Source organism: Flavobacterium sp., assembly GCF_040379285.1.
Lineage (GTDB): Bacteria > Bacteroidota > Bacteroidia > Flavobacteriales > Flavobacteriaceae > Flavobacterium.
In genome coordinates this window covers 34,629-58,919 of record NZ_JBEILJ010000001.1, presented here as the reverse complement: position 1 = coordinate 58,919, position 24,291 = coordinate 34,629, and the positions used below count along the sequence as shown (strand labels likewise).

Sequence of the window (24,291 nt, the reverse complement as noted above, 5' to 3'; positions counted from 1 at the left end):
CAGAGCCATGAGTATCATCATTAAACCTATCATTACCGAAAAAGTGACCAAAGACGGGGAGCTTTTTAATCGTTTTGGTTTCGTTGTAGATAAGAAAGCCAACAAAGTACAGATTAAGAAAGCTGTAGAGGCTGCTTATGGCGTTACCGTTGTTGAAGTAAACACGATGAATGTTCGTCCTAATCGTACTACTAAATATACCAAAAGTGGTTTGATTCAAGGAAAAACAAACTCGTACAAAAAAGCCATCGTACAAGTACAGGAAGGTGAAACAATTGATTTTTATTCTAATAACTAAGTAAACAATGTCAGTTAGAAAATTAAAACCTATTACCCCTGGCCAGCGTTTTAGAGTTGTCAATGGTTTTGACGCCATTACAACTGATAAGCCGGAGCGTTCATTGATCGCACCGAAAAAAAGCTCAGGAGGTAGAAATAGTCAAGGAAAAATGACCATGCGTTATACAGGCGGTGGTCACAAGCAACGTTATCGTATTATCGATTTCAAAAAAACTAAGTTTGGTATCCCTGCAACCGTAAAGTCGATTGAGTATGATCCAAACCGAACTGCCTTTATCGCATTATTAGCGTATGCGGATGGAGAAAAAACCTACATCATTGCTCAAAATGGTTTACAAGTAGGTCAGACCATAGTGTCAGGTGAAAATGCTGCACCTGAAATCGGAAACACTTTACCATTAAGTAAAATTCCTCTTGGTACCGTAATCTCTTGTATTGAATTACGTCCAGGTCAGGGAGCTATTATTGCGCGTTCAGCGGGTACTTTTGCCCAATTAATGGCGCGTGATGGTAAATATGCTACGATCAAAATGCCTTCAGGTGAAACACGTTTGATTTTGTTGACTTGTATGGCTACGATTGGAGCTGTTTCTAACTCTGACCACCAGTTAATTGTATCTGGTAAAGCAGGTAGAAGCAGATGGTTAGGTAGAAGACCAAGAACAAGACCAGTAGCGATGAACCCTGTTGATCACCCTATGGGAGGTGGTGAAGGACGTTCTTCTGGAGGTCACCCACGTTCTAGAAAAGGTCTACCGGCTAAAGGATACAGAACACGTTCTTTAGCTAATCCAAGTAACAAGTATATTGTTGAACGCAGAAAGAAATAATTAGATAGACATGGCACGTTCATTAAAGAAAGGACCTTACGTTCACTATAAATTAGAAAAGAAAGTTTTAGAAAACGCTGAAAATGGCAATAAAAATGTGGTTAAGACTTGGTCAAGAGCCTCTATGATTACGCCTGACTTCGTTGGACAAACTATCGCAGTTCACAATGGTCGCCAATTCGTTCCCGTGTATGTTACCGAGAACATGGTAGGTCATAAATTAGGAGAATTTTCACCAACAAGATCCTTTAGAGGTCATGCTGGAGCTAAAAATAAAGGTAAAAAATAAGAAGAAATGGGAGTTCGTAAAAGAAATACAGCAGACGCAAGAAAAGAGGCGAATAAGTCTTTGGCTTTTGCTAAGTTAAATAACTGCCCTACTTCACCTAGAAAAATGCGCTTAGTAGCAGACTTGGTAAGAGGTCAGAAAGTGGAAAGAGCACTTAGTATTCTAAGATTCAGCTCAAAAGAAGCTTCACGCAAATTGGAAAAATTATTGTTATCTGCAATCAACAACTGGGAGCAGAAAAACAGTGAAGGCAATGTGGCAGAAGCAGGCTTATTTGTAAAAGAGATCAAAGTTGACGGTGGTGTAATGTTGAAAAGATTACGTCCTGCACCACAAGGTCGCGCACACAGAATCAGAAAACGTTCCAACCACGTGACTATCGTGTTAGGACAAGTAGATAACACACAAAGTAATTAATAAACAGTATGGGACAAAAGACAAATCCAATTGGAAATCGCCTTGGTATCATCAGAGGATGGGATTCAAACTGGTATGGTGGAAATGATTACGGCGACAAAATCGCTGAAGATTATAAAATCAGAAAGTATATCCATGCGCGTTTATCAAAAGCTAGTGTATCTAAAGTAATTATCGAGCGCACTCTTAAACTTGTAACCGTTACTATCACTACGGCTCGTCCTGGTATCATCATTGGTAAAGGCGGTCAAGAGGTAGACAAGTTGAAAGAGGAGTTAAAGAAAATTACTGACAAAGAGGTTCAAATCAACATCTTTGAAATTAAAAGACCCGAGTTGGATGCCTTCCTAGTAGCTTCTAGTATCGCACGTCAAATCGAAAGTCGTATTTCATACCGAAGAGCTATTAAAATGGCTATCGCGGCTGCCATGCGTATGAATGCGGAAGGAATCAAAGTTATGATTTCTGGTCGTTTGAATGGAGCTGAAATGGCACGTTCTGAAAATTTCAAAGAAGGTCGTATTCCTCTATCCACTTTCAGAGCCGATATTGATTACGCTTTGGCTGAAGCACATACTACTTACGGTAGAATGGGTATCAAAGTATGGATCATGAAAGGTGAAGTTTACGGAAAACGCGATTTATCGCCATTAGTAGGCATGGATAAAAAACAAGCTGCTGGTGGTAAAGGGGATGCACCCCGTAATGGGAAATCCGGTAAATCGGGAGGGGCCCGTAAAAGAAAGTAATTTTTTAAATTAAAGAAAAATGTTACAGCCTAAAAGAACAAAATACCGCAAGGTACAGAAAGGTAAAATGAAAGGCGTGTCACAACGTGGACATGTACTTTCCAACGGAATGTTTGGAATTAAATCGTTGGATTCAGCGTTTTTAACATCCCGTCAAATCGAGGCTGCCCGTATCGCTGCTACCCGTTACATGAAGCGTGAAGGACAGTTATGGATTAAGATCTTCCCGGATAAACCAATTACAAAGAAACCCCTTGAAGTACGTATGGGTAAAGGTAAAGGTGCCGTTGAATATTGGGCTGCCGTTGTTAAACCTGGCAGAATCATGTTTGAAGTAGGTGGAGTACCGCTATCAGTAGCCAAAGAAGCTTTGCGTTTGGCCGCTCAGAAACTTCCCGTTAAAACTAAGTTTGTCGTTGCTAGAGATTTCGAAGCATAATTAGAACACATTATGAAACAATCAGAAATTATCAATCTGTCTACAGCTGAGTTGCAAGCAAAGCTTAGTGAAATGAAAAAGTCTTACGCTGATTTACAAATGGCTCACGCCGTTTCTCCAATCCAAAATCCGCTTCAAATTCGCAGTATGCGTAGAACGGTAGCTCGATTGGCGACTGAATTAAGCAAAAGAGAGTTACAATAATTGTAATATCCGCTGAATGATGGAAAAAAGAAATTTAAGAAAAGAAAGAATTGGTGTGGTTACCAGCAACAAAATGGCAAAATCTATTGTTGTTGCTGAAACTAAAAAAGTAAAGCACCCATTATATGGTAAGTTCGTGTTAAATACTAAGAAATATGTTGCACACGACGAAAAAAATGACTGTAACATTGGCGATACCGTACGTATCATGGAGACACGTCCGTTGAGTAAAACCAAATGTTGGAGATTAGTTGAAATCATTGAAAGAGCGAAGTAATCATGGTACAACAGGAAAGTAGATTAAAAGTTGCGGACAATACAGGTGCTAAAGAAGTACTTACCATCCGCGTATTAGGAGGAACGAAACGTCGTTATGCCTCTGTTGGAGATAAAATTGTAGTTTCTATCAAAGATGCCACACCAAACGGAAACGTTAAAAAAGGTGCGGTTTCCACTGCAGTTGTTGTACGTACCAAAAAAGAAGTACGTCGTGCAGATGGTTCTTACATCCGTTTTGATGATAACGCATGTGTATTGTTGAATGCGGCAGGTGAGATGCGCGGCACACGTGTTTTTGGTCCGGTTGCTCGAGAGCTTCGTGAGAAGCAATTCATGAAAATTGTATCATTGGCACCTGAAGTGCTTTAATTCGATCAAGAGATGACAAAGATTAAGATTAAATCAGGCGACGTTGTTAAAGTCATTGCTGGTGACCACAAAGGGGCAGAAGGCAAGGTAGTTCGCGTAATCCGTGAGGATAACAAAGCGATCGTAGAAGGAGTCAATATGGTTTCTAAACACACCAAGCCAAGCGCTCAAAATCCTCAAGGGGGTATTGTAAAGAAAGAAGCTCCTATCCATATTTCTAACTTAGCTTTAGTGGATCCTAAATCTAAAGAAGCTACGAAAGTTGGATTCAAGTCTGAAGGAGATAAGAAAGTAAGATTTTCAAAAAAATCTAATCAAGTATTGTAGTTATGGCATATATTCCAAGACTAAAACAAGAATATAAGAGTCGAGTTATCACTGCTCTTAAAGAAGAATTCGGTTACAAAAATGTAATGCAAGTGCCTAAACTTGAGAAAATTGTAATTAGCCGAGGTGTAGGTGCTGCGGTATCGGATAAAAAATTAGTGGATTACGCGGTTGATGAGTTAACTAAAATCACAGGTCAAAAAGCATTAGCTACCATTTCTAAGAAAGACGTAGCTTCCTTTAAATTACGTAAAGGAATGCCTATTGGGGCTAAAGTGACTTTACGTGGTGAGCGTATGTATGAATTTTTGGATCGTTTGATTACTTCAGCGTTACCTCGTGTACGTGATTTCAGCGGAATTAAAGCCAATGGCTTTGATGGACGTGGAAATTACAACTTAGGGGTTACTGAGCAAATCATTTTCCCAGAAATCGACATCGATAAAGTGAACAAAATTGCCGGTATGGACATTACTTTTGTAACGACTGCCAAAACCGACAAAGAAGCAAAATCATTACTAGCTGAATTAGGTTTACCTTTTAAAAAGAATTAAGTTATGGCTAAAGAATCAATGAAAGCCCGTGAGGTGAAACGCCAAAAAACGGTAGCGAAATATGCTGAAAAGCGCAAAGCGTTATTAGAAGCTGGAGATTATGAAGGGTTACAAAAATTACCTAAAAACGCTTCTCCTGTTCGTTTACACAACCGTTGCAAATTAACGGGTCGTCCTCGCGGATATATGCGTCAATTCGGTATTTCACGTGTTACTTTCCGAGAAATGGCCAACCAAGGCTTAATTCCAGGAGTGAAAAAAGCGAGCTGGTAAGTAACTAAAAGTTTAATTGGTTAAAGGTTCGCTGAGCATAGTGTTCAGCGAAAACCATAACCGCAAATTCATACATATGTATACAGATCCAATTGCCGATTTTCTTACGAGAGTTAGAAATGCAGCAAAAGCCAATCACAAAGTGGTTGAGATTCCTGCTTCTAATATGAAGAAAGAAATCACCAAAATTTTATTTGATCAAGGGTATATCTTAAGCTACAAGTTTGAAGATAATACCGTTCAGGGTACCATTAAAATCGCTCTTAAGTATGATAAGGATACTAAAGAGTCGGTGATTAGAGATATCCAAAGAATTAGTAAACCAGGTTTACGTAAATATGCAGGTGCTACAAAATTACCCCGAATCTTGAATGGTTTGGGTATTGCTATTGTGTCAACTTCCAAAGGATTGATGACCGGTAAGCAAGCGCGCCAGTTGAATGTGGGTGGTGAAGTTATTTGTTACGTATACTAATAAAAAGGGAAACGATGTCAAGAATAGGTAAAAGCCCAATTACGATCCCAGCGGGAGTAGAGGTAACTCTAGGCGAAGGTGTGATTACAGTAAAAGGAAAATTAGGTCAACTTACACAGGAGTTCTCAGACGTAACTGTAAAAGTTGAAGGTGATCAAATCACAGTTGAACGATCATCTGATTATAAAGATCAACGCGCAAAACACGGTTTATATCGCTCTTTAATCAATAACATGATTTCTGGAGTTTCAACTGGTTTTACGAATGAATTAGAACTAGTAGGGGTAGGATATCGTGCTTCTAATGCAGGTCAGAAATTAGATCTTGCTTTAGGATATTCGCACAATATCGTTTTAGAAATTGCACCAGAAGTTACGGTGGAAACGATTTCTGAAAAAGGGAAAAACCCTATTGTAAAACTTACCTCTTACGACAAACAGCTTTTAGGTCAAGTAACGGCGAAAATTCGCGGTTTCCGTAAGCCTGAGCCATACAAAGGAAAAGGTATCAAGTTTGTAGGTGAAGTATTAAGAAGAAAAGCAGGTAAATCAGCTTAAAAATAAAGGTTATGTCATTATCAAAATCGGAAAGAAGACAAAGAATTCAGTTCAGAATCCGTAAGATTGTCAAGGGTACTGCTACCCAACCCAGACTTTCGGTATTCAGAAGTAATAAAGAAATCTATGCCCAGCTCATAGACGATGTGAATGGTGTTACTTTATTAGCTGCTTCATCGCGCGAAAAAGGAGTAGATTTCAAAGGTACAAACGTGGAAATTGCCGAGCAAGTTGGAAAACTTTTGGGTGAAAAAGCGTTAAAAGTAGGTGTTGAAACTATCGCATTCGATCGTGGTGGTTATTTATACCATGGACGTGTTAAATCATTAGCAGATGGCGCTAGAGCCGCTGGACTTAAATTCTAATCGTTATGTACAAGTACAAAAATATCGAACTAGTAAAACCCAGCGGACTTGAGTTGAAAGACCGTTTGGTGAGTGTAAATCGTGTTACAAAAGTAACCAAGGGAGGTAGAGCATTTGGTTTCTCCGCTATCGTCGTTGTTGGTGACGAGCATGGTGTAGTAGGACACGGTCTTGGAAAATCCAAAGACGTTTCTGAAGCCATTGCTAAAGCTGTAGAAGATGCTAAGAAAAACTTAGTGCGAATCCCTCTTAGTGGTCACTCTGTACCTCACGAACAAAAAGGAAAATACGGAGGAGCTCGCGTTTATTTAATGCCTGCTTCACACGGTACCGGAGTTATTGCTGGTGGTGCTGTACGTGCCGTTTTGGAATCGGTAGGTGTTCACGATGTATTGTCAAAATCGCAAGGATCCTCAAACCCTCACAATGTGGTAAAAGCTACTTTTGATGCATTACTTCAAATGCGTAGTGCAGCTACTGTTGCCAAACAAAGAGGAGTGTCTTTGGATAAAGTTTTTAAAGGATAATTCGCTTAAAGTATGGCAAAGTTAGTAGTAAAACAAGTTAGAAGTCAAATCAACTGTCCTCAATCTCAAAAAAGAGGTTTGGTTGCTTTAGGTCTTCGTAGAATAGGACAAGTTGTGGAACATGAATCAAACCCAGCTATCCTTGGAATGATAAATAAAGTTAAACACTTAGTTTCCGTTGAGGAAGTTAAATAACAAGATACGTTATGAATTTAAGTAACTTACAACCAGCAGCGGGTTCTACGCACAACCAAAATAAAAGAGTAGGTCGTGGAGAAGGTTCCGGAAAAGGAGGTACTTCAACGCGCGGTCATAAAGGAGCTAAGTCTCGTTCTGGTTACTCCAAAAAGATTGGTTTTGAAGGAGGTCAGATGCCACTTCAACGTCGTGTACCAAAGTTTGGTTTTAAAAATATCAACCGAGTAGAGTATCAAGGTGTAAACTTAGACACGCTTCAGGCTTTAGTTGATAATGGTTTGGTTACCGATACTGTAGATTTTACCGTTTTGGTTGAAAACCGTTTGGCAACTAAAAACGAATTGGTAAAAATTCTAGGTCGCGGCGAGTTAAAGGCTAAATTGAAAGTAACTGCTCACAAATTTACAGCTACGGCTAAAGCAGCAATCGAAGCTGCTGGTGGTGAGGCTGTAACTTTATAATACGTTAACTTTATGAAGAAGTTTATTGAATCCATTAAGAGTGTTTGGAAAATAGAAGAGTTGAAAAACCGTATCGTTTTCACCCTAGGCTTGCTTTTGGTGTACCGATTTGGGGCTCACGTTACACTTCCAGGTATTGATGCTAATCAGTTGGCCAACCTAGCGGGTCAAACCGATCAAGGGTTGGGTTCTATTTTGGACATGTTTACTGGAGGTGCCTTCTCTAAAGCATCTGTTTTTGCTTTAGGTATCATGCCTTACATCTCTGCATCAATTGTTGTTCAATTAATGGGGATTGCAATTCCGTATCTTCAAAAGTTACAGAAGGATGGCGAAAGCGGTCGTAAAAAGTTAAATCAAATTACCCGTTGGTTAACCATAGGGATTACCTTATTGCAAGGGCCAGGGTATATTTATAACCTTTACCAAACCATTCCTTCCAGTGCCTTTTTACTTGGATTTGATTCATTTGCATTCTTATTCTCATCAGTATTAATCTTAACGACAGGGACAATTTTTGCCATGTGGTTGGGTGAAAAAATTACCGATAAAGGAATAGGAAACGGAATCTCATTGTTAATTATGGTCGGAATTTTAGCGCGTTTGCCACAAGCTTTGATTCAAGAATTTTCCTCTCGTGTAACGAATAATAATGGAGGGCCGATGTTGTTGGTTTTCGAAATTATCATTTGGTTATTGGTGATTATCGCTTGTGTCTTATTGGTTATGGCAGTTCGTAAAATTCCGGTGCAATATGCACGCCGAACGACTGCAGGTGATTTTGAACAAGATGCCAACGGAGGAAATCGTCAATGGATTCCATTGAAATTGAATGCCTCTGGGGTAATGCCAATCATTTTTGCTCAAGCAATTATGTTTATTCCTGGTGTTGTGGCTGGTTTATCAAAATCCGATGTTTCCCAATCCATTGCGGGTACTTTCAGTAATATCTTTGGATTATGGTATAATGTTGTTTTTGCTTTGCTAATCATCATTTTCACTTATTTCTACACCGCAATTACAGTCCCAACCAATAAAATGGCCGACGATTTGAAACGTAGTGGAGGTTTTATTCCTGGCGTGAAACCCGGTGTTGAAACTTCCGATTACTTAGACCGTATTATGTCTTTGATCACGTTTCCTGGCTCGTTATTCCTAGCGTTGATTGCTGTATTCCCTGCGATTGTAGTGAGTATGGATGTGCAACAGTCTTGGGCCATGTTTTACGGCGGAACTTCGTTGATCATTATGGTAGGTGTTGCCATCGATACAATTCAACAGATCAATACGTATCTATTGAATCAACACTATGACAGTTTGATGAAAAGTGGTAAAAATAGAAAAGCAGTAGCTTAATTTTTATGGCAAAACAATCAGCAATAGAACAAGACGGATCCATCATTGAAGCATTATCCAATGCGATGTTCCGAGTAGAGTTAGAAAACGGGCATGTTGTAATTGCTCATATTTCCGGAAAAATGCGTATGCATTATATCAAGTTGTTGCCTGGCGACAAAGTGAAATTGGAAATGAGTCCTTATGATTTATCCAAAGCAAGAATCACTTACAGATACTAAAGTTATTAAAAAATGAAAGTAAGAGCATCAGTTAAAAAAAGAAGCGCAGAATGTATCATTGTGCGTCGTAAAGGAAGATTGTACGTTATTAATAAAAAGAATCCTAGATTTAAACAAAGACAAGGATAATTATGGCAAGAATAGCAGGGGTAGATATACCTAAAAATAAAAGAGGGGTAATTGCTTTGACCTATATCTTCGGAATTGGGAAAAGCAGAGCTAGCGAAATTTTAGCAAAAGCTAATGTTAGCGAAGACAAAAAAGTTCAAGATTGGAATGATACCGAAATCGGAGCAATCCGTGATGCGGTTTCCTACTACAAAATTGAAGGGGAATTACGTTCAGAAACTTCCTTAAACATCAAACGTTTAATGGATATTGGTTGTTACCGTGGAATCCGTCACAGATCAGGACTTCCATTACGCGGTCAACGTACTAAAAACAATTCTCGAACTAGAAAAGGCAAGCGCAAAACTGTTGCTAACAAGAAGAAAGCAACTAAATAATAAGTAGTATGGCTAAAGCAAATACAAAAAAACGCAAAGTAATTGTTGAATCATCTGGTGAAGCTCATATTAACGCTACTTTCAACAATATCATCATTTCGTTAACCAACAAAAAAGGAGAAGTAATTTCTTGGTCTTCTGCCGGTAAAATGGGATTCCGTGGTTCTAAAAAGAACACGCCTTATGCTGCGCAAATGGCTGCTGAAGATTGTTCAAAAGTTGCCTTAGAAGCAGGTTTAAAGAAAGTGAAGGTATATGTAAAAGGGCCAGGTAACGGTAGAGAATCTGCTATCCGTTCTATCCACAATGGAGGAATAGAAGTTACTGAAATCATTGATGTTACACCAATGCCACACAACGGTTGTCGTCCACCGAAAAGACGTCGCGTATAATTTTAAAGTATAACTCGGATAGAACACAGATTATTGGAGGATTTGACCTGAATTCATAATCTCTATCCCAAATAAAAAAGTAAAATGGCAAGATATACTGGTCCAAAAACTAAAATCGCTCGTAAATTTGGCGAAGCGATTTTCGGAGACGACAAAGCCTTCGAAAAAAGAAATTACCCTCCAGGACAACATGGTTTGGCTAAAAAGAGAGGTAAAAAATCAGAATATGCAGTACAATTGATGGAAAAGCAAAAAGCGAAGTACACGTACGGTATTTTGGAAAAACAATTCCGTAACTTATATGAAAAAGCATCTGCTGCTTCAGGAGTAACGGGTGAAATCCTTTTACAATTGTGCGAAGCGCGTTTAGACAACGTCGTCTACCGTATGGGTGTCGCTTCTTCGCGTCGTGCTGCACGTCAAATCGTTTCTCACCGTCACATTACCGTTAATGGTGAAGTGGTAAACATCCCTTCATACCACTTAAAACCTGGCGATAAAATTGCGGTTCGTGAGAAATCAAAATCCTTAGAAGCAATCGAACGTTCATTAGCTAACTCCTCAGCTGTTTACGAGTGGATTACTTGGAACAACGATACAAAAGAAGGAACTTTTGTTTCTGTTCCTGCCAGAATTCAAATTCCTGAGAATATCAAAGAACAATTGATCGTAGAGTTGTACAACAAATAATAACTGACACCTGTCGAAATTATGGCATTATTTAATTTTCAAAAACCAGACAAAGTAATCATGATCGATTCTAACGATTTTGAAGGTAAATTTGAATTCAGACCTTTAGAACCGGGATATGGATTGACTGTGGGTAACGCACTGCGTCGCGTGTTGCTATCCGCTTTAGAAGGTTACGCAATTACTTCTGTAAGAATCGAGGGTGTTGAGCATGAGTTTTCAACGATCTCTGGTGTTGTGGAAGATGTAACTGAAATCGTTTTGAATTTGAAGCAAGTTCGTTTCAAACGTCAAATCGAAGACATCGATAATGAGTCGGTAACAGTTTCCTTGACTGGAAAAGATCAAATTACTGCGGGTGATTTTCAAAAATTCATCTCCGGTTTTCAGGTTTTAAATCCAGAATTGGTCATCTGCAACCTTGATTCTAAAGTTAATTTCAATATTGAATTAACCATCGAAAAAGGTCGTGGATATGTTCCCGCCGAAGAAAATAAAAAACAAAATGCTCCATTCGGTACGATCTATATTGACTCTATTTTTACCCCAGTAGTCAATGTGAAATATGCCATCGAAAACTTCCGTGTGGAACAAAAAACCGACTACGAAAAGTTAGTTTTCGAAATCAAAACCGACGGTTCAATCAATCCGAAAGATGCTTTAACAGAAGCAGCTAAAGTTTTGATTCACCATTTTATGCTTTTCTCTGACGAGCGTATTACGTTGGAAGCTGACGAAATCGCACAAACCGATACGTATGATGAAGAATCACTTCACATGCGTCAGTTGTTAAAAACAAAATTGGTCGATATGGACTTGTCTGTTCGCGCCCTTAACTGTTTGAAAGCAGCTGAAGTGGAAACCCTTGGCGATTTGGTTTCGTTTAACAAACATGATTTGATGAAATTCCGCAACTTCGGTAAAAAATCGTTGACCGAATTGGATGAGTTGGTAGCCAACAAAAACCTAACGTTCGGAATGGATTTATCAAAATATAAATTAGATAAAGACTAGTGCTTTATTGCGTAAAAAGATTTTAAAATGAGACACGGAAAAAAAGTAAATCACTTAAGTAGACAAAGCGGACACAGAAAGTCTATGTTGGCGAATATGGCTTGTTCTTTAATTGAGCACAAACGCATAAACACGACTGTTGCGAAAGCGAAAGCACTAAAAGTATTCGTTGAACCTTTGATCACTAAATCAAAAGAAGATTCTACCCACAATCGTCGTATCGTTTTCTCCTATTTGAGAAATAAATATGCCGTTACAGAATTGTTCCGAGATGTAGCTGCCAAAGTAGGTGATCGTCCTGGAGGGTATACTCGTATTATCAAATTGGGGAACCGTTTAGGAGATAACGCTGATATGGCGATGATCGAGTTGGTAGACTTCAACGAATTGTACAACGGAGGTAAAAAAGAGGAGAAAAAAGCAAAAAGCCGTCGAGGTGGTAAAGCTAAAAAAGCTGAAACTTCTGCTCCTGCTGCCGAAACTGCTCCTGAAGCTCCTCAAGCAAGTACTGAAGAAACCGCTGAAAATGCAGAATAATTCATTTTTTTAATTGATTATAATAAAGGATGAACCTTCGGGTTTATCCTTTTTTTTTGTTTAAAAAGTTTGATAAAAGAATTTTTACATCCCAAGGTGAAATCCTAATTTTGCCCTCAACAACACAACACTATGAAATATACCACGCGCCCTCAAGCCCTTTTGCTTCTTGCAGACGGAACACTTTTTTACGGAAAATCCATTGGAATTTCGGGAACTACTTTTGGAGAAGTTTGCTTCAATACCGGAATGACAGGATATCAAGAAGTTTTTACCGACCCTTCCTATTTCGGACAAATTATGGTGACAACCAATGCGCACATCGGAAATTATGGGGTAAATGCTTCGGAAGTCGAATCCGATCAAATTATGATATCGGGCTTGGTGTGTAAAAATTTTAGTTTCACCCATTCACGGCCCGATTCGGAAAGTGATTTGTTTACCTATTTTGAAAAACAAAATGTCGTCGCTATTTCCGATGTTGATACCCGAGCTTTGGTTAGTTATATTCGTGACCATGGCGCCCAAAATGCTGTAATTTGCTCCGATGGAACTCCCATCAACGAACTCAAACGCCAATTGGCTTTAGTACCTGATATGAAAGGACTAGAGTTGGCCTCCAAAGTTTCTGCAACAAAACCATATACTTTTGGCAATACGGATGCAACCTATCATATAGCCGCTTTAGATTTGGGAATAAAACGCAATATCCTTCGAAACTTAGCACAAAGAGATTGTTGTATCCATGTATTTCCATATAATACCCCTTTTGAAACTTTAGCGTCCATAGAGCCAGACGGTTACTTTTTGTCCAACGGTCCTGGTGATCCCGATCCCCTAGTACAAGTACAAGAAACCGCGCGACAAATGATTGGCTCCAATAAACCCGTGTTTGGGATATGCTTAGGTCATCAAATTCTAGCTTTGGCCAATGGTGTACCAACCTATAAAATGTTTAATGGACATCGGGGAATTAATCATCCCGTGATGAATATATTGACAGGGAAAGGGGAGATAACTTCACAAAATCACGGTTTTGCAGTCGATCGCGAAGTCTTAGAAAACCATCCTGATTTGCAAATAACTCATTACCATCTCAATGATCAAACCGTTGCAGGGATGCGAATGAAGTCGAAACCTTGTTTTTCCGTGCAATACCACCCCGAAGCAAGTCCAGGGCCACACGATGCCTCCTATTTGTTTGATCAATTTATAGAAGCGATTCAGCAAACAAAATCAGTTACCGCTTAATCGTTATTGGTGAATTTTTCGTAAAGATCTTCAAATTCAATATTGTTTTTTAAGAACTGACTGTTTGTAACATACCAGCGGTTTACTAACTCACTTTTTTTGACTTGTATCGCATATAGCGTGTCAAAAAAAGTGTTTTTTATTTCGTTAAATCGGCGAACTTCAGCATTGTAATCTTCCACTTTAATAGTAGAGTTGTTTTCAAGAAAATTCTTTTTAATTATTTGAAAATCTTCATAAACCGTCACATATTGCTGAAATAAGGGAAGTATCGTTTCGTTTTGACTCTTTATAAAATAAATAAATTCAACATTTGCTTCTATTAAACTCTGATCCTCGTAATCGTTTTTATATAAGTCTGTTTTGAGCAACGACTCTTGCAACACCCCACTCATAAAGGTCATGCTTTCTTGTACTTGGTCAACGGAACGGAATTTTAATAACGCCATTAATTTGTCATCCAATACGTTAATCTTGTAAAAAATAAGATTTTGATACGCATTGTATTCAAATACATTGCGTTTATTGAAACTGCGAATAAGGACACGATGCTTTAATCCAAAAGCTTTCTTGGCCGTTTCATACGCTAAGATGTCTTTATAATAATTCGCAATTTGGTGTTCTTTGTAGGCAAAATTTTTGAAGATATCGGCATAATCCAAACCACTTTGCACAGTGTAATCGTTTAATTTGAGCGATTTGTTTTTTAACAACTCAATGGTTTTTGTGTTCATTTGAATAAATGCATCCCGTAAAGCCACATCACCATCGATTCCAATGTCATTCCGCAGAAGATTTTCATTGATATCTTCCAGTTTGTTGTAAATCCGCTCCATCGTTGCACTAATTCTTGAGTCCGGTGTAAAATCAATAATGGATTTTGAATATTCCATCAAGGATTCCTTAACAAACAATTCGTTTTTTCCAAAATCATTAATGTAGGCTTTGGCATTGCGGTAATGTTGTCCCATCAGCAGTGAGGAACAAAAACAAAGAAGCAACATCGATAGGAGGCGTAGGGTTTTCATGTTTTACTTGATTTTAGTTAAAAAACAGTATAAAAATACAAACTGTGAATCAGTTGTGCAATTTTTTATTCGATAAAAATAAAAAAAAAAACGACAAATTGCATTAAATGTATAAAATGTAAGAAAATACATTTTAAAATATTCTCAAACTACTGTTTCCTCATCCGAGCTATTTTTTTCAGATTCGCAATCGATTGAGTTTATAAGTTTTTGAGGAATTCAAACTTTGGTTTCCCATGATTCTTTAATTTTGTAAAAAGAACATTGCATAACTATTAAATACCTATTAGCATGAGTATTATCATTAAAGTACATGCGCGTCAAATTTTAGACTCTCGTGGAAATCCTACAATTGAAGTGGATGTCGTAACCGAAAATGGTGTTTTAGGTCGCGCTGCCGTTCCTAGCGGTGCTTCAACTGGCGAACATGAAGCGGTTGAGTTACGTGACGGCGGTAAAAATTACCTAGGAAAAGGCGTTTTAAAGGCCGTTGAAAATGTCAACACCAAAATTGCACCTGAACTCGTTGGGACTTCTGTTTTTGAGCAAAATAGTATCGATAAAACCATGATCGCTTTGGATGGAACGGCCAACAAATCTAATTTAGGAGCCAATGCTATTTTAGGGGTTTCACTAGCGGTAGCTAAAGCAGCTGCCAACGAATTGGGCTTGCCTCTGTACCGTTATGTGGGTGGCGTTTCTGCACACACCTTACCTCTTCCGATGATGAATATCATCAACGGAGGGTCGCATTCAGATGCCCCTATTGCTTTCCAAGAGTTTATGATTATGCCAGTAAAAGCAAAGTCATTTACGCATGCGATGCAAATGGGTACCGAAATTTTCCATCATTTGAAAAAAGTATTACACGATCGTCATCTCTCTACTGCTGTGGGTGATGAAGGTGGATTTGCTCCTAACTTAGCTGGAGGTACTGAAGATGCTTTGGATTCGATAAAATTAGCGGTTGAAAATGCAGGGTATACGTTTGGTGAAGACATCAAAATCGCTTTAGACTGTGCCGCTTCTGAATTTTATGTAAACGGAAAATACGATTATACCAAATTTGAAGGCGCCAACGGAAAAGTGCGTACTTCTGAAGAACAAGCCGATTATTTAGCTTCCTTGGCTTCCAAATATCCTATCATATCTATTGAAGATGGGATGTATGAAGACGATTGGGACGGATGGAAAATGTTGACCGAGAAAATTGGCGATAAAGTTCAATTGGTCGGCGATGATTTGTTTGTAACCAATGTTGAACGTTTAGCTACCGGTATCGAAAAAGGGATTGCCAATTCAATTTTGGTGAAGGTAAACCAAATCGGAACATTATCGGAAACCATTGCAGCAGTAACCATGGCACATAATGCAGGTTATACCTCTGTAATGTCACATCGTTCGGGAGAAACCGAAGATACTACGATTGCCGATTTAGCCGTAGCACTCAACTGCGGACAAATCAAAACGGGTTCGGCTTCTCGTTCCGATCGTATGGCCAAATACAATCAATTGTTACGCATCGAGGAGGAATTGGCAGAAACTGCGTATTTCCCGGGTGAAAAAGCCTTTAAACAACGATAAGTTAGTTTTGATTTCATAAACGAGCCCTATCACAATTGTTGATGGGGCTTTTTTTATGCAAATTCTCGTCTTGTCCCCGCAATTGCTCATTGATGTGAAGTGCATGTGAAGATTTGTTTATCTTTGATTTCTTACATAAAAAGTCATGCGTAACGGATTTATTGTCGGTTTTTTATTTCTTTTTTTCTGGGTTGGTGCACAACCCCAGAGTGCCGATAGTTTGCAACAAGTATTGCGCAAAGAAAACAATCCTGTCGAGCGGTTGCGTCTATTGAATGCCTTGTCCGATGCCTACAAACCCGCAGCTCCAGAGTCCATGCGAATCTATGCGTTGCAAGCTCAAAAGCTAGCAGTACAATTGGGCGATCATGTGCAAGAAGGCTATGCCTTAATTAGTTTGGGGAACGCCGATGTGTTGCAGTCCAAATACAAAAGAGCGCTGCGCTATTTTCAACAGGCAAAATCTATTTTTGAAACTGAGAATCAAACGTTACCCTCCGTTAAAATTGGTATGGCCAAAGCGCTCGGGAGTCTGGGAATTATCTTCTCGGAGCAAAGTAATTATACCAAAGCGCTTGAGTTTTATTTAAAAGCGGTAACTATCTATGAGCAGTTAAACGAACCCGAACGATGTGCGCGTTTGTACAATAATATTGGTGTACTTTATCAGTCGCAACAAGCTTATGGCAAAGCACTGAACTATTTTGCAAAAACCGAAAAGTTGCTGAAAGATACTAATGATCCTGTTTTGGGGGTGACGTATACCAATATTGGCAATGCATTGGTAGGTCAGAAACAGTATACAAGTGCCTCTTCGTATTACCAAAAAGCCCGACTTATTTTAGAGAAAAATCAAGACGCCCGCGGTTTGGGGGAATTGTATAATAATCTTGGATTGCTCTACCAAAAGAAAGGTCAAAAAGCTGCAGCAATCGAAGCGTGGCAATCGGCAGAGCAAACGTTTACTGCATTTGGTGAATCTTTTGGCTTGGGCGATACCTACTTTTATCTGGCTCAATTTTGGCAAACGGAAAGGCAAACCGATAAAGCCCGTTTTTATGCGCAAAAAACCTTAGCCTTGGCACGTCAAAATGAAGTGTTGGAGCAACAAATGTTGGTCGAGAAATTGTTGAGTGAAGTAGCCGAAAAAGAAGGCGACCTCACCGGGGCATTTCTTCATTATAAATTGTATACTTCGCTCAAAGATAGTATTCAAAATGCGGCTTCCATCCGGAAAGGCGTCGAAGCCGAGCTAAATTTTGAATTTGATAAACGCAATTTGTTGCAAAAAGAAGCTTTGTTAAAGAAAGACTTACTAATACAAGAAACCGCAAAGCGAAATCGCCTGCAATTGGTGTATTCAGTTTTAATTGCCGTGTTGTTATTTGGATTGGGTTTTTTGTGGTACAATCGTTTGCAAATCAAGAAAACATTGACACTCCAAAAAGAGCTGGCCGAATACGAACAGAAAGCCTTGCATCTGCAAATGAATCCCCATTTTGTATTCAACTGTTTAGGGTCGATTTCTAGTTTTATCGTCAATAACGGAAAAGAATCTGCTGTAAAATATTTGGCTAAATTTTCAAAATTAATGCGTTTGACGCTCGAGTTTTCAAAAGAATCCTTAATTTCGGTAGATAAAGAAATTGATGCGCTTCAAAATTATTTGGAGTTGGAGCAATTGCGTTTCAATTCGATCTTTGAGTTTACCATTGAAAAGTCGGATGAAATTGAAGATGACATGGGGATACCCCCCTTGCTCATCCAGCCTTTTGTGGAAAATGCATTGATTCACGGAATTGTACCGAAGAAAAAAGCAGGGTTGATTTCCATCCGCTTTGATTTGGACGCCGAACAGTTGCGATGTACCATTGCCGATAACGGAATTGGGATTACAGCATCACAAAAAATAAAAGCCCAGTCGGTATCGGTGCATAAATCGATGGCTATCGAAATTATTCGAATGCGATTGGAAAAAATAGCCTCCACGACAGGGAAGACTGCGGGAGTTGAAATAAAAGAATTGTCCTCGCAAGGGACGGTATCGGGTACCGAAGTAATTTTGAGTATCCCAATTCAATTTATAGCACAATAGTATGAAAATAACCGCCCTTTTAATCGACGACGATCCAAACCTTCGCAGTGGTATGCGCGGTTTGTTGTCTATGGTTGCTCCCGAAGTAGAGATTGTGGCCGAAGCCGACGATGTAGCTTCTGGAGTCGCTGCGATTGAAAAGTGGCAACCCCAAGTTATTTTTTTAGATATCCAACTCAATGACGGGACGGGATTTGATGTGCTTGAATATTTTACAAAAAACAATACAGTATTACGAACTCAAGTAGTATTTATAACAGCCCACGAGCAATATGCTGTAAAAGCTTTTCGGTTGAGTGCCCTTGATTATCTGCTCAAACCGGTTGATCCGGATGAGTTGAAATCGGTGGTCGAAAAGTTGAAAAAATCCCAAAATGAGACTACAGGAATCTCGCATGTAGAATTATTATTAGAAAATATCAAGCGGCAAACGAATAATTTTAAACGCATTGCCCTCACAAATTCTGATGGCATCCATTTGTTTGAAATTACCGACATAATTCGTTGTGAAAGTGAAGATAACTATACCACTTTTTACATACGAAACAACAAGCCAGTCTTGGTTTCACGCACTTTAAAAGAATTTGAAGAATTATTGCGGGATCATGGTTTTGTTCGAATACATCAATCGCATTTGATTAATTTGACCTTCTTGAAGTGTTATGTCAAGAAAAATGGCGGGTATGTAATTATGGCAGATCAAACCCATTTACCCATTTCACAACGAAACAAAGAACGCTTGCAAGAATTGATAACCAAAACATTATAACTGCGCAGGATATGAAGAAAATTTTATTCTTCTGGTTAAGCATAGGTACACTTACCCTCGGAGCACAAACGGTTGTGATTCCCGACGCTGTATTGAGGAATAAATTGGTAAGTACTTCCTGTGCTGATTTTAATGGTGATGGCATTTATGATGGCGATGTCGATGCCAACAATGATGGTGAAATTCAAGTGAGTGAAGCCCAAGTTGTATTGCGTTTAAAACTGAACAATACGAGTTTACCCAATCCCAATGCATTTACGGATGCCACGGGATTGAATGTCTTTACAGCTTGTCGTGAATTGAATGTAGCGTTCAATCAACTGACCAATTTTGATGCTGTTATGCCAGCACTTGAAATATTAAAAATAAACAACAATGCGCTGAATTCCCTAACACTTAATGGACTAGGTTTTTTAAATGATTTAGATTGTTCACAAAACAATTTGAATATCTTGGATTTACAACCCGTTGCATTGCTAGAATCCCTCCAAGCTGATTTTAATCCGCTGGGGACTGTTAATTTGGAATTTACTCCCAATCTTTCCTTTTTATCGTTGCAAAGTTGTAGTCTTTCGGCCCTTAATTTATCATCGACGCCAGCCTTATTGTTTTTAAAATTATCAGATAATTCTTTTACGCCAAATCTCAATGCATTGGTGAATTTGAAAACCCTTATTGTTCGAAATATGGGGTTGCAAAATTTAAATCTATCATCAAATATCAATTTGTTGAGTGTTGATCTCAGTCAAAACAGCTTTTCTACCTTTGTGTTTCCACTAGTGTTGACTTTAAATTCGGTTACCATTTCCAACTGTGCCAATTTATCTTCGCTCAACCTGAATAATTTAAAAGGGCTTACATTTTTGGAATGTAATAACAATCCCTCTTTACAGTTTGTTTTTGTCAAAAATGGACAGATTACCTATCAGCAACTTACGTTGTCGAATTTGCCTAGTTTACAATATATTTGTGCCGATGCAACTGCCTTTGATGACTTTCAGATAGCCTTGGGCGCTTCCACTGTTCCCGTCAACGATTTTTGTACGATACCACCGGGGGGGAATTACAACACCCTACGTGGTACGGCTCGATGGGATGCGGGGCAAAATGGATGTGATACAAATGATTTTCCTGTTCGTTATTTAAAACTTAAAGTTGAAGGAGGACCCAATTACGCGACGTTTAGTGCTAACGATGGTTCGTATGCATTATTTCCTCATACAGGAGTGAGTTACACACTTTCTCCTTGGGTTGAAAATACAGTCAATACCACGGCCATTCAATCCCAACAAACAATAACTTTTTCCCAAGTGAATGGGCAAGAGCAAGTTGTTGATGTGTGTTTGGTACCCAACGGAGAGTATCACGATGTAGAAGTGGCTGTTGCACCGCTGTATTTATTTCAGCCAGGGACTACCAATACGTTAGTAGTGGTCCTTCGTAATAAAGGCAATCAAATATCTCATGGAACATTTTCCTTGAGTTATGATGCTACACGCTGCACTTATCTCAATGCCACAGTGACCCCGAATCAGAGTGGGGGAGGACTTGTAACGTGGAGTTACACGGGGTTACAGCCTTGGGCGACTCAAACGGTTTATGTACAATTGGCCATAAATACGGAAACCGATGCGATTCCTGTATTAGTAGGCGACACCTTACCTTTTCAAACGACGGTCAGTCCCAACGATACTGATCAACAACCTGTAGATGATACATTTGTCATTGAACAGCCTGTCATTGACTCTTTTGAACCCAACTCTTTAATATGTTTACAAGGTCCTCAGTTGCCAACAGCAGCTATTGGTTCGTATTTGCATTACATGATTAATTTTGAAAATACAGGAGCGACTCAAGCGGCGCAAGTGGTAGTTCGTTTAGAAGTAAATGGGGCGGAATTTGATGTTGATTCTTGGCAAATTCTCGATACTTCAGCACCTACAGTGGTTCGTCAAAAGGATGCATTAATTGATATCTTTTTCCCGAATTTACAAATTGATACAGGCGGCCATGGCAATGTGTTAATGCGAATTCGATCAAAGGATTCTTTGGGCAATGGAGACGATGTGAATAGCCGTGCTGATATTTTCTTTGACTACAAGCTTCCATTAAATACAGGCATTACACAAACGGTTTATCAAGATTTGAATCTGCCTGAAAACCTTGATAGTGTGGGGATAACGATAGCACCTAATCCCGTAGGCGATTTGTTAAACATTTATGCATCGGCATCGATTCAAAAAATTGAAGTATACGACAGCCAAGGACGTTTGTTGCAAATTCGATATACCCAAGGATTACAAGAATCGCTGGATTTTCAACAAAAAGCTTCGGGTGTATATTGGATAAAAGTGGAAACAGAAAATGGCACTGCTTTAAAAAAACTGATCAAGAACTAATCCATTTACTGCTGTTTTTCAAGTTTTTCGGTGTGAATGTTTGCTGGTTTATTGTCTTACGTCCAGTTATATTAATCTCGCAAAATTTATTATTTATTTAACGAAAACGTTGGATTTTTTCCTTTTTAGTTCGTGGTTAATTCCCTAATTTTGTTAAATTATTATTTATCAGATTTAATTTCCTTTTTATATTATGTCAAAAACAGCGATATTTGAAATTGATGGCAAAAAGTACGAGTTTCCCATGATCGTCGGAAGCGAAAATGAAGCCGCCATTGACATTGAAAAGTTACGTGCTTTAACGGGGGCTATTACGTTGGACCCAGGGTACAAAAATTCAGGTTCATGTGAGAGTAAAATCACTTTTCTCGATGGGGAAGAAGGAATTCTTCGTTACCGAGGTTATGCCATTGAAGAGTTGGCCGAAAAGGCAAGTTTTTTAGAGGTGTCCTATTTGTTGATTTTCGGTGAGCTTCCAACGCGTGCTCAACTCAATCAATTTGAAGACGATATTCGTAAATATACTTTGGTCAATGAGGAAATGAAAAACATCATCGATGGGTTCCCAAAAACAGCACATCCTATGGGCGTTTTGGCTTCCTTGACCAGTGCGTTAACGGCTTTCAATCCCAAGTCGGTTGATCCCCATGATGACAAGGAAATGTATATCGCTGTATGTAAAACCATGGCGAAGTTTATCGTGATTGCCACGTGGACCTATCGTAAATCAATGGGCTTCCCGTTGAATTATTACGACAACACGAAAGGCTACGTAGAGAATTTCATGCGATTAATGTTTGAATTGCCTACGGGTCCTTATCAATCCGATAAAGTCATCGTAGAAGCTTTAGATAAATTATTCATTTTGCATGCCGACCACGAGCAAAACTGTTCCACTTCAACGGTTCGAATCGTAGGTTCTTCACATGCTGGTTTATTTGCTTCGATTTCTGCAGGAGTTTCTGCTTTATGGGGTCCTTTACATGGAGGAGCCAACCAAGCGGTTTTGGAAATGTTGGAACAAATTAATAATGACGGTGGCGATGTAGCGAAGTATGTTTTGAAAGCCAAAGATAAAGACGATCCTTTCCGATTAATGGGCTTTGGACACCGCGTTTACAAAAATTTTGACCCTCGTGCAAAAATTATCAAAAAAGCGGCAGATGAAGTATTGGCAAAACTAGGAGTCGATGATCCACTATTGGATATCGCAAAACAGTTGGAGCAAGTAGCCTTGGAAGATGATTATTTCAAATCACGTAATTTATATCCCAATGTAGATTTCTATTCGGGCATTATTTACCGCGCTCTTGGGATACCTACGGAAATGTTTACCGTTATGTTCGCCATTGGACGTTTACCCGGATGGATTGCCCAATGGAAAGAAATGCGTATCAATAAAGAACCTATCGGAAGACCACGCCAAGTTTACACTGGGTATGCTTTGCGCCCCTTTGTTCCGGTCGATCAGCGATAATACAATACAAAGGCTCTTGGTGTAGAATACCATGCTGGTAATTTTGTTTAATTACTCCAAGGTTATGAAGGCGAATTTACCCAGATTCAAATCACCACCATCAAAGGAAAAAGTTTGATGGCACAAACGATTACGGCATCCCAACGCCATCGTTTGGATGTGCAAGCCTATCCGAATGGCATCTATATGGAGAGTATTGTACTTGCCGATGGAATCGTAATTGCGGAGAAATTGGTGAAAAATTAAAACTTGTACACAATAGTAGAAAAGCTTCGTCAATCGGCGGAGCTTTTTTATATTTGTAGAAAGCCAACAACAAACTTTATGCTACCATTACATATCACCAACGAGACTTCGCGGTTACGTGCAGTAGTGTTGGGTACCGCGGTGAGTAACGGACCCACGCCGACGGCCGAAGAAGCTTATGATCCGAAGTCGCTCGAACACATTTTGGCGGGAACTTATCCGGTAGAAGTCGATATGGTTCGCGAAATGGAAGCTTTTCATGACGTGTTAAAAAAATACGATGTACAGGTTTTTCGTCCTGAAATTATCGAGAATTACAATCAAATTTTTTCGCGAGACATCGGATTTGTCATCGAAGATACGTTTATCAAAGCTAATATTCTTCCCGATCGGGAACGGGAATTGGATGCGATTCAGTACGTTATTGATCAAATCAATCCCGCGAAAGTGCAACGTCCCCCTGAGGAAGTTCATATCGAAGGCGGTGACGTGATGCCTTGGAACGACTATATTTTTATTGGCACCTACAAAGGCTCGGATTATAAAGATTACATTACGGCTCGAACCAATATGGAAGGGGTGGCTTATATCCAAAGTTTGTTTCCAAATAAGATTGTCAAAGAATTTGATTTGGTCAAATCCAAATTGGAAGCCCGCGACAATGCCTTGCATTTGGATTGTTGTTTTCAACCGGTGGGAAAAGACAAAGGCATCATTTACAAGAGTGGTTTTCGGGAAGAAGCCGATTATGTTTTTCTCTTGAATTTGTTTGGAAAAGAAAATCTATTCCACATTACCCGCGATGAAATGTACCATATGAATTCGAATGTGTTTTCGATTGCCGAAGACGTTGTGGTTTCTGAGCGCAATTTCACTCGATTAAACACTTGGTTGCGCAGCAAGGGCTTTGCGGTAGAAGAGATTCCCTATGCCGAAATTGCCAAGCAAGAAGGGTTGTTGCGGTGTTCGACGCTCCCATTAATTCGGGATTGATGTTCGGAGCACTGCCGCGTGAGGGATAGGAGCAAGGTGCCGTGCACCGCGGATAGCCCGGCCCGGAGGGCACGCACAAAAAGATATGAGTTATGAATTATGAATTGGAGAAACCTTTAG

At 39.3% G+C, this 24,291-nt stretch carries 34 protein-coding genes and 1 pseudogene; 34 read left to right on the top strand and 1 reads right to left on the bottom strand.

Going from position 1 to position 24,291, the window contains the following annotated elements; all coding sequences use genetic code 11:
• Nucleotides 1–7 precede the first annotated feature (7 nt).
• The 27 genes from rplW (at nucleotide 8) to carA (ending at nucleotide 13,580) form a co-directional block, all read left to right on the top strand.
• Complete coding sequence (gene rplW / locus ABWO12_RS00315; RefSeq protein ID WP_353086195.1) at nucleotides 8–298, top strand: 50S ribosomal protein L23; 291 nt, start codon at nucleotides 8–10, stop codon at nucleotides 296–298.
• Nucleotides 299–305: 7 nt separating this feature from the next.
• A complete protein-coding gene (rplB, locus tag ABWO12_RS00310) occupies nucleotides 306–1,130 on the top strand; it encodes a 50S ribosomal protein L2 (RefSeq protein WP_353086193.1) in 825 nt (274 codons plus the stop codon).
• Between the two features lie 10 nt (nucleotides 1,131–1,140).
• Entirely contained in the window at nucleotides 1,141–1,419 is a 279-nt protein-coding gene (gene rpsS, locus ABWO12_RS00305) for a 30S ribosomal protein S19 (protein ID WP_073361315.1), read from the top strand.
• A gap of 6 nt (nucleotides 1,420–1,425) precedes the next feature.
• Nucleotides 1,426–1,836, top strand: a complete 411-nt coding sequence (gene rplV, locus ABWO12_RS00300; protein WP_073361313.1) for a 50S ribosomal protein L22 — start codon at nucleotides 1,426–1,428, stop codon at nucleotides 1,834–1,836.
• Nucleotides 1,837–1,844: 8 nt separating this feature from the next.
• Complete coding sequence (gene rpsC / locus ABWO12_RS00295; protein WP_073361311.1) at nucleotides 1,845–2,585, top strand: 30S ribosomal protein S3; 741 nt, start codon at nucleotides 1,845–1,847, stop codon at nucleotides 2,583–2,585.
• 19 nt (nucleotides 2,586–2,604) lie between these two features.
• Nucleotides 2,605–3,024, top strand: coding sequence for a 50S ribosomal protein L16 (rplP, locus tag ABWO12_RS00290; RefSeq protein ID WP_073361309.1), 420 nt, complete (start codon nucleotides 2,605–2,607; stop codon nucleotides 3,022–3,024).
• Nucleotides 3,025–3,036: 12 nt separating this feature from the next.
• Entirely contained in the window at nucleotides 3,037–3,228 is a 192-nt protein-coding gene (gene rpmC / locus ABWO12_RS00285; RefSeq protein ID WP_073361307.1) for a 50S ribosomal protein L29, read from the top strand.
• 19 nt (nucleotides 3,229–3,247) lie between these two features.
• The gene (rpsQ, locus tag ABWO12_RS00280; RefSeq protein WP_353086302.1) at nucleotides 3,248–3,505 is read left to right on the top strand and encodes a 30S ribosomal protein S17; all 258 of its coding nucleotides are present in this window, start codon (nucleotides 3,248–3,250) and stop codon (nucleotides 3,503–3,505) included.
• Nucleotides 3,506–3,507: 2 nt separating this feature from the next.
• Complete coding sequence (gene rplN / locus ABWO12_RS00275) at nucleotides 3,508–3,876, top strand: 50S ribosomal protein L14 (protein ID WP_007803649.1); 369 nt, start codon at nucleotides 3,508–3,510, stop codon at nucleotides 3,874–3,876.
• Between the two features lie 12 nt (nucleotides 3,877–3,888).
• Nucleotides 3,889–4,203, top strand: coding sequence for a 50S ribosomal protein L24 (gene rplX / locus ABWO12_RS00270; RefSeq protein ID WP_287781869.1), 315 nt, complete (start codon nucleotides 3,889–3,891; stop codon nucleotides 4,201–4,203).
• A gap of 2 nt (nucleotides 4,204–4,205) precedes the next feature.
• Nucleotides 4,206–4,757, top strand: a complete 552-nt coding sequence (rplE, locus tag ABWO12_RS00265; RefSeq protein ID WP_073361303.1) for a 50S ribosomal protein L5 — start codon at nucleotides 4,206–4,208, stop codon at nucleotides 4,755–4,757.
• 3 nt (nucleotides 4,758–4,760) lie between these two features.
• Nucleotides 4,761–5,030 carry a 30S ribosomal protein S14 gene (rpsN, locus tag ABWO12_RS00260; protein WP_073361301.1) on the top strand — a complete coding sequence of 90 codons (270 nt, stop codon included), beginning with the start codon at nucleotides 4,761–4,763 and terminating at the stop codon, nucleotides 5,028–5,030.
• A gap of 76 nt (nucleotides 5,031–5,106) precedes the next feature.
• The gene (gene rpsH, locus ABWO12_RS00255) at nucleotides 5,107–5,505 is read left to right on the top strand and encodes a 30S ribosomal protein S8 (RefSeq protein ID WP_353086185.1); all 399 of its coding nucleotides are present in this window, start codon (nucleotides 5,107–5,109) and stop codon (nucleotides 5,503–5,505) included.
• A 14-nt stretch (nucleotides 5,506–5,519) separates the two neighbouring features.
• Nucleotides 5,520–6,062 carry a 50S ribosomal protein L6 gene (gene rplF, locus ABWO12_RS00250; RefSeq protein WP_353086183.1) on the top strand — a complete coding sequence of 181 codons (543 nt, stop codon included), beginning with the start codon at nucleotides 5,520–5,522 and terminating at the stop codon, nucleotides 6,060–6,062.
• 11 nt (nucleotides 6,063–6,073) lie between these two features.
• The gene (rplR, locus tag ABWO12_RS00245) at nucleotides 6,074–6,427 is read left to right on the top strand and encodes a 50S ribosomal protein L18 (protein WP_353086181.1); all 354 of its coding nucleotides are present in this window, start codon (nucleotides 6,074–6,076) and stop codon (nucleotides 6,425–6,427) included.
• Between the two features lie 5 nt (nucleotides 6,428–6,432).
• Nucleotides 6,433–6,954, top strand: coding sequence for a 30S ribosomal protein S5 (gene rpsE, locus ABWO12_RS00240; protein WP_073361293.1), 522 nt, complete (start codon nucleotides 6,433–6,435; stop codon nucleotides 6,952–6,954).
• A gap of 12 nt (nucleotides 6,955–6,966) precedes the next feature.
• A complete protein-coding gene (gene rpmD, locus ABWO12_RS00235; protein WP_073361291.1) occupies nucleotides 6,967–7,149 on the top strand; it encodes a 50S ribosomal protein L30 in 183 nt (60 codons plus the stop codon).
• Nucleotides 7,150–7,160: 11 nt separating this feature from the next.
• The gene (gene rplO, locus ABWO12_RS00230) at nucleotides 7,161–7,613 is read left to right on the top strand and encodes a 50S ribosomal protein L15 (protein ID WP_073361289.1); all 453 of its coding nucleotides are present in this window, start codon (nucleotides 7,161–7,163) and stop codon (nucleotides 7,611–7,613) included.
• Nucleotides 7,614–7,625: 12 nt separating this feature from the next.
• A complete protein-coding gene (secY, locus tag ABWO12_RS00225) occupies nucleotides 7,626–8,969 on the top strand; it encodes a preprotein translocase subunit SecY (RefSeq protein ID WP_353086179.1) in 1,344 nt (447 codons plus the stop codon).
• 5 nt (nucleotides 8,970–8,974) lie between these two features.
• On the top strand, nucleotides 8,975–9,190 hold the full coding sequence (gene infA / locus ABWO12_RS00220) for a translation initiation factor IF-1 (RefSeq protein ID WP_026714631.1): 216 nt from the start codon (nucleotides 8,975–8,977) through the stop codon (nucleotides 9,188–9,190).
• A gap of 12 nt (nucleotides 9,191–9,202) precedes the next feature.
• A complete protein-coding gene (ykgO, locus tag ABWO12_RS00215) occupies nucleotides 9,203–9,319 on the top strand; it encodes a type B 50S ribosomal protein L36 (protein ID WP_002987490.1) in 117 nt (38 codons plus the stop codon).
• 2 nt (nucleotides 9,320–9,321) lie between these two features.
• A complete protein-coding gene (rpsM, locus tag ABWO12_RS00210) occupies nucleotides 9,322–9,696 on the top strand; it encodes a 30S ribosomal protein S13 (RefSeq protein ID WP_073361283.1) in 375 nt (124 codons plus the stop codon).
• Between the two features lie 8 nt (nucleotides 9,697–9,704).
• A complete protein-coding gene (gene rpsK / locus ABWO12_RS00205; protein WP_073361281.1) occupies nucleotides 9,705–10,088 on the top strand; it encodes a 30S ribosomal protein S11 in 384 nt (127 codons plus the stop codon).
• 84 nt (nucleotides 10,089–10,172) lie between these two features.
• Nucleotides 10,173–10,778 carry a 30S ribosomal protein S4 gene (gene rpsD, locus ABWO12_RS00200; RefSeq protein WP_353086176.1) on the top strand — a complete coding sequence of 202 codons (606 nt, stop codon included), beginning with the start codon at nucleotides 10,173–10,175 and terminating at the stop codon, nucleotides 10,776–10,778.
• Between the two features lie 21 nt (nucleotides 10,779–10,799).
• Nucleotides 10,800–11,792, top strand: a complete 993-nt coding sequence (locus tag ABWO12_RS00195; RefSeq protein WP_353086174.1) for a DNA-directed RNA polymerase subunit alpha — start codon at nucleotides 10,800–10,802, stop codon at nucleotides 11,790–11,792.
• A 27-nt stretch (nucleotides 11,793–11,819) separates the two neighbouring features.
• Nucleotides 11,820–12,329, top strand: a complete 510-nt coding sequence (gene rplQ / locus ABWO12_RS00190) for a 50S ribosomal protein L17 (protein WP_353086172.1) — start codon at nucleotides 11,820–11,822, stop codon at nucleotides 12,327–12,329.
• Nucleotides 12,330–12,461: 132 nt separating this feature from the next.
• Nucleotides 12,462–13,580 (top strand): glutamine-hydrolyzing carbamoyl-phosphate synthase small subunit, encoded by a 1,119-nt coding sequence (gene carA, locus ABWO12_RS00185; RefSeq protein ID WP_353086170.1) that lies wholly within the window; start codon nucleotides 12,462–12,464, stop codon nucleotides 13,578–13,580.
• Here the strand turns inward: carA and ABWO12_RS00180 are convergent.
• Nucleotides 13,577–14,608 carry a hypothetical protein gene (locus ABWO12_RS00180; protein WP_353086169.1) on the bottom strand — a complete coding sequence of 344 codons (1,032 nt, stop codon included), beginning with the start codon at nucleotides 14,606–14,608 and terminating at the stop codon, nucleotides 13,577–13,579. The two genes, carA and ABWO12_RS00180, sit on opposite strands and share 4 nt — an antisense overlap.
• Before the next feature lie 291 nt (nucleotides 14,609–14,899).
• On the opposite strand from ABWO12_RS00180, the gene eno reads away from it, so the two are divergent.
• From eno to ABWO12_RS00145, 7 genes and pseudogenes are all read left to right on the top strand, one after another.
• Entirely contained in the window at nucleotides 14,900–16,192 is a 1,293-nt protein-coding gene (eno, locus tag ABWO12_RS00175) for a phosphopyruvate hydratase (RefSeq protein ID WP_353086167.1), read from the top strand.
• Between the two features lie 145 nt (nucleotides 16,193–16,337).
• Complete coding sequence (locus tag ABWO12_RS00170; RefSeq protein WP_353086165.1) at nucleotides 16,338–18,287, top strand: tetratricopeptide repeat-containing sensor histidine kinase; 1,950 nt, start codon at nucleotides 16,338–16,340, stop codon at nucleotides 18,285–18,287.
• 1 nt (nucleotide 18,288) lies between these two features.
• Nucleotides 18,289–19,056 (top strand): LytR/AlgR family response regulator transcription factor, encoded by a 768-nt coding sequence (locus tag ABWO12_RS00165; protein ID WP_353086163.1) that lies wholly within the window; start codon nucleotides 18,289–18,291, stop codon nucleotides 19,054–19,056.
• Between the two features lie 11 nt (nucleotides 19,057–19,067).
• Entirely contained in the window at nucleotides 19,068–21,455 is a 2,388-nt protein-coding gene (locus ABWO12_RS00160; RefSeq protein WP_353086161.1) for a DUF7619 domain-containing protein, read from the top strand.
• Nucleotides 21,456–21,648: 193 nt separating this feature from the next.
• Nucleotides 21,649–22,932 carry a citrate synthase gene (locus ABWO12_RS00155; RefSeq protein WP_353086160.1) on the top strand — a complete coding sequence of 428 codons (1,284 nt, stop codon included), beginning with the start codon at nucleotides 21,649–21,651 and terminating at the stop codon, nucleotides 22,930–22,932.
• 81 nt (nucleotides 22,933–23,013) lie between these two features.
• Nucleotides 23,014–23,178 (top strand): annotated as a pseudogene (locus tag ABWO12_RS00150) (T9SS type A sorting domain-containing protein); the annotation flags it as partial.
• A gap of 78 nt (nucleotides 23,179–23,256) precedes the next feature.
• Nucleotides 23,257–24,171 carry a dimethylarginine dimethylaminohydrolase family protein gene (locus ABWO12_RS00145; protein ID WP_353086158.1) on the top strand — a complete coding sequence of 305 codons (915 nt, stop codon included), beginning with the start codon at nucleotides 23,257–23,259 and terminating at the stop codon, nucleotides 24,169–24,171.
• The last annotated feature ends 120 nt before the right edge of the window (nucleotides 24,172–24,291 follow it).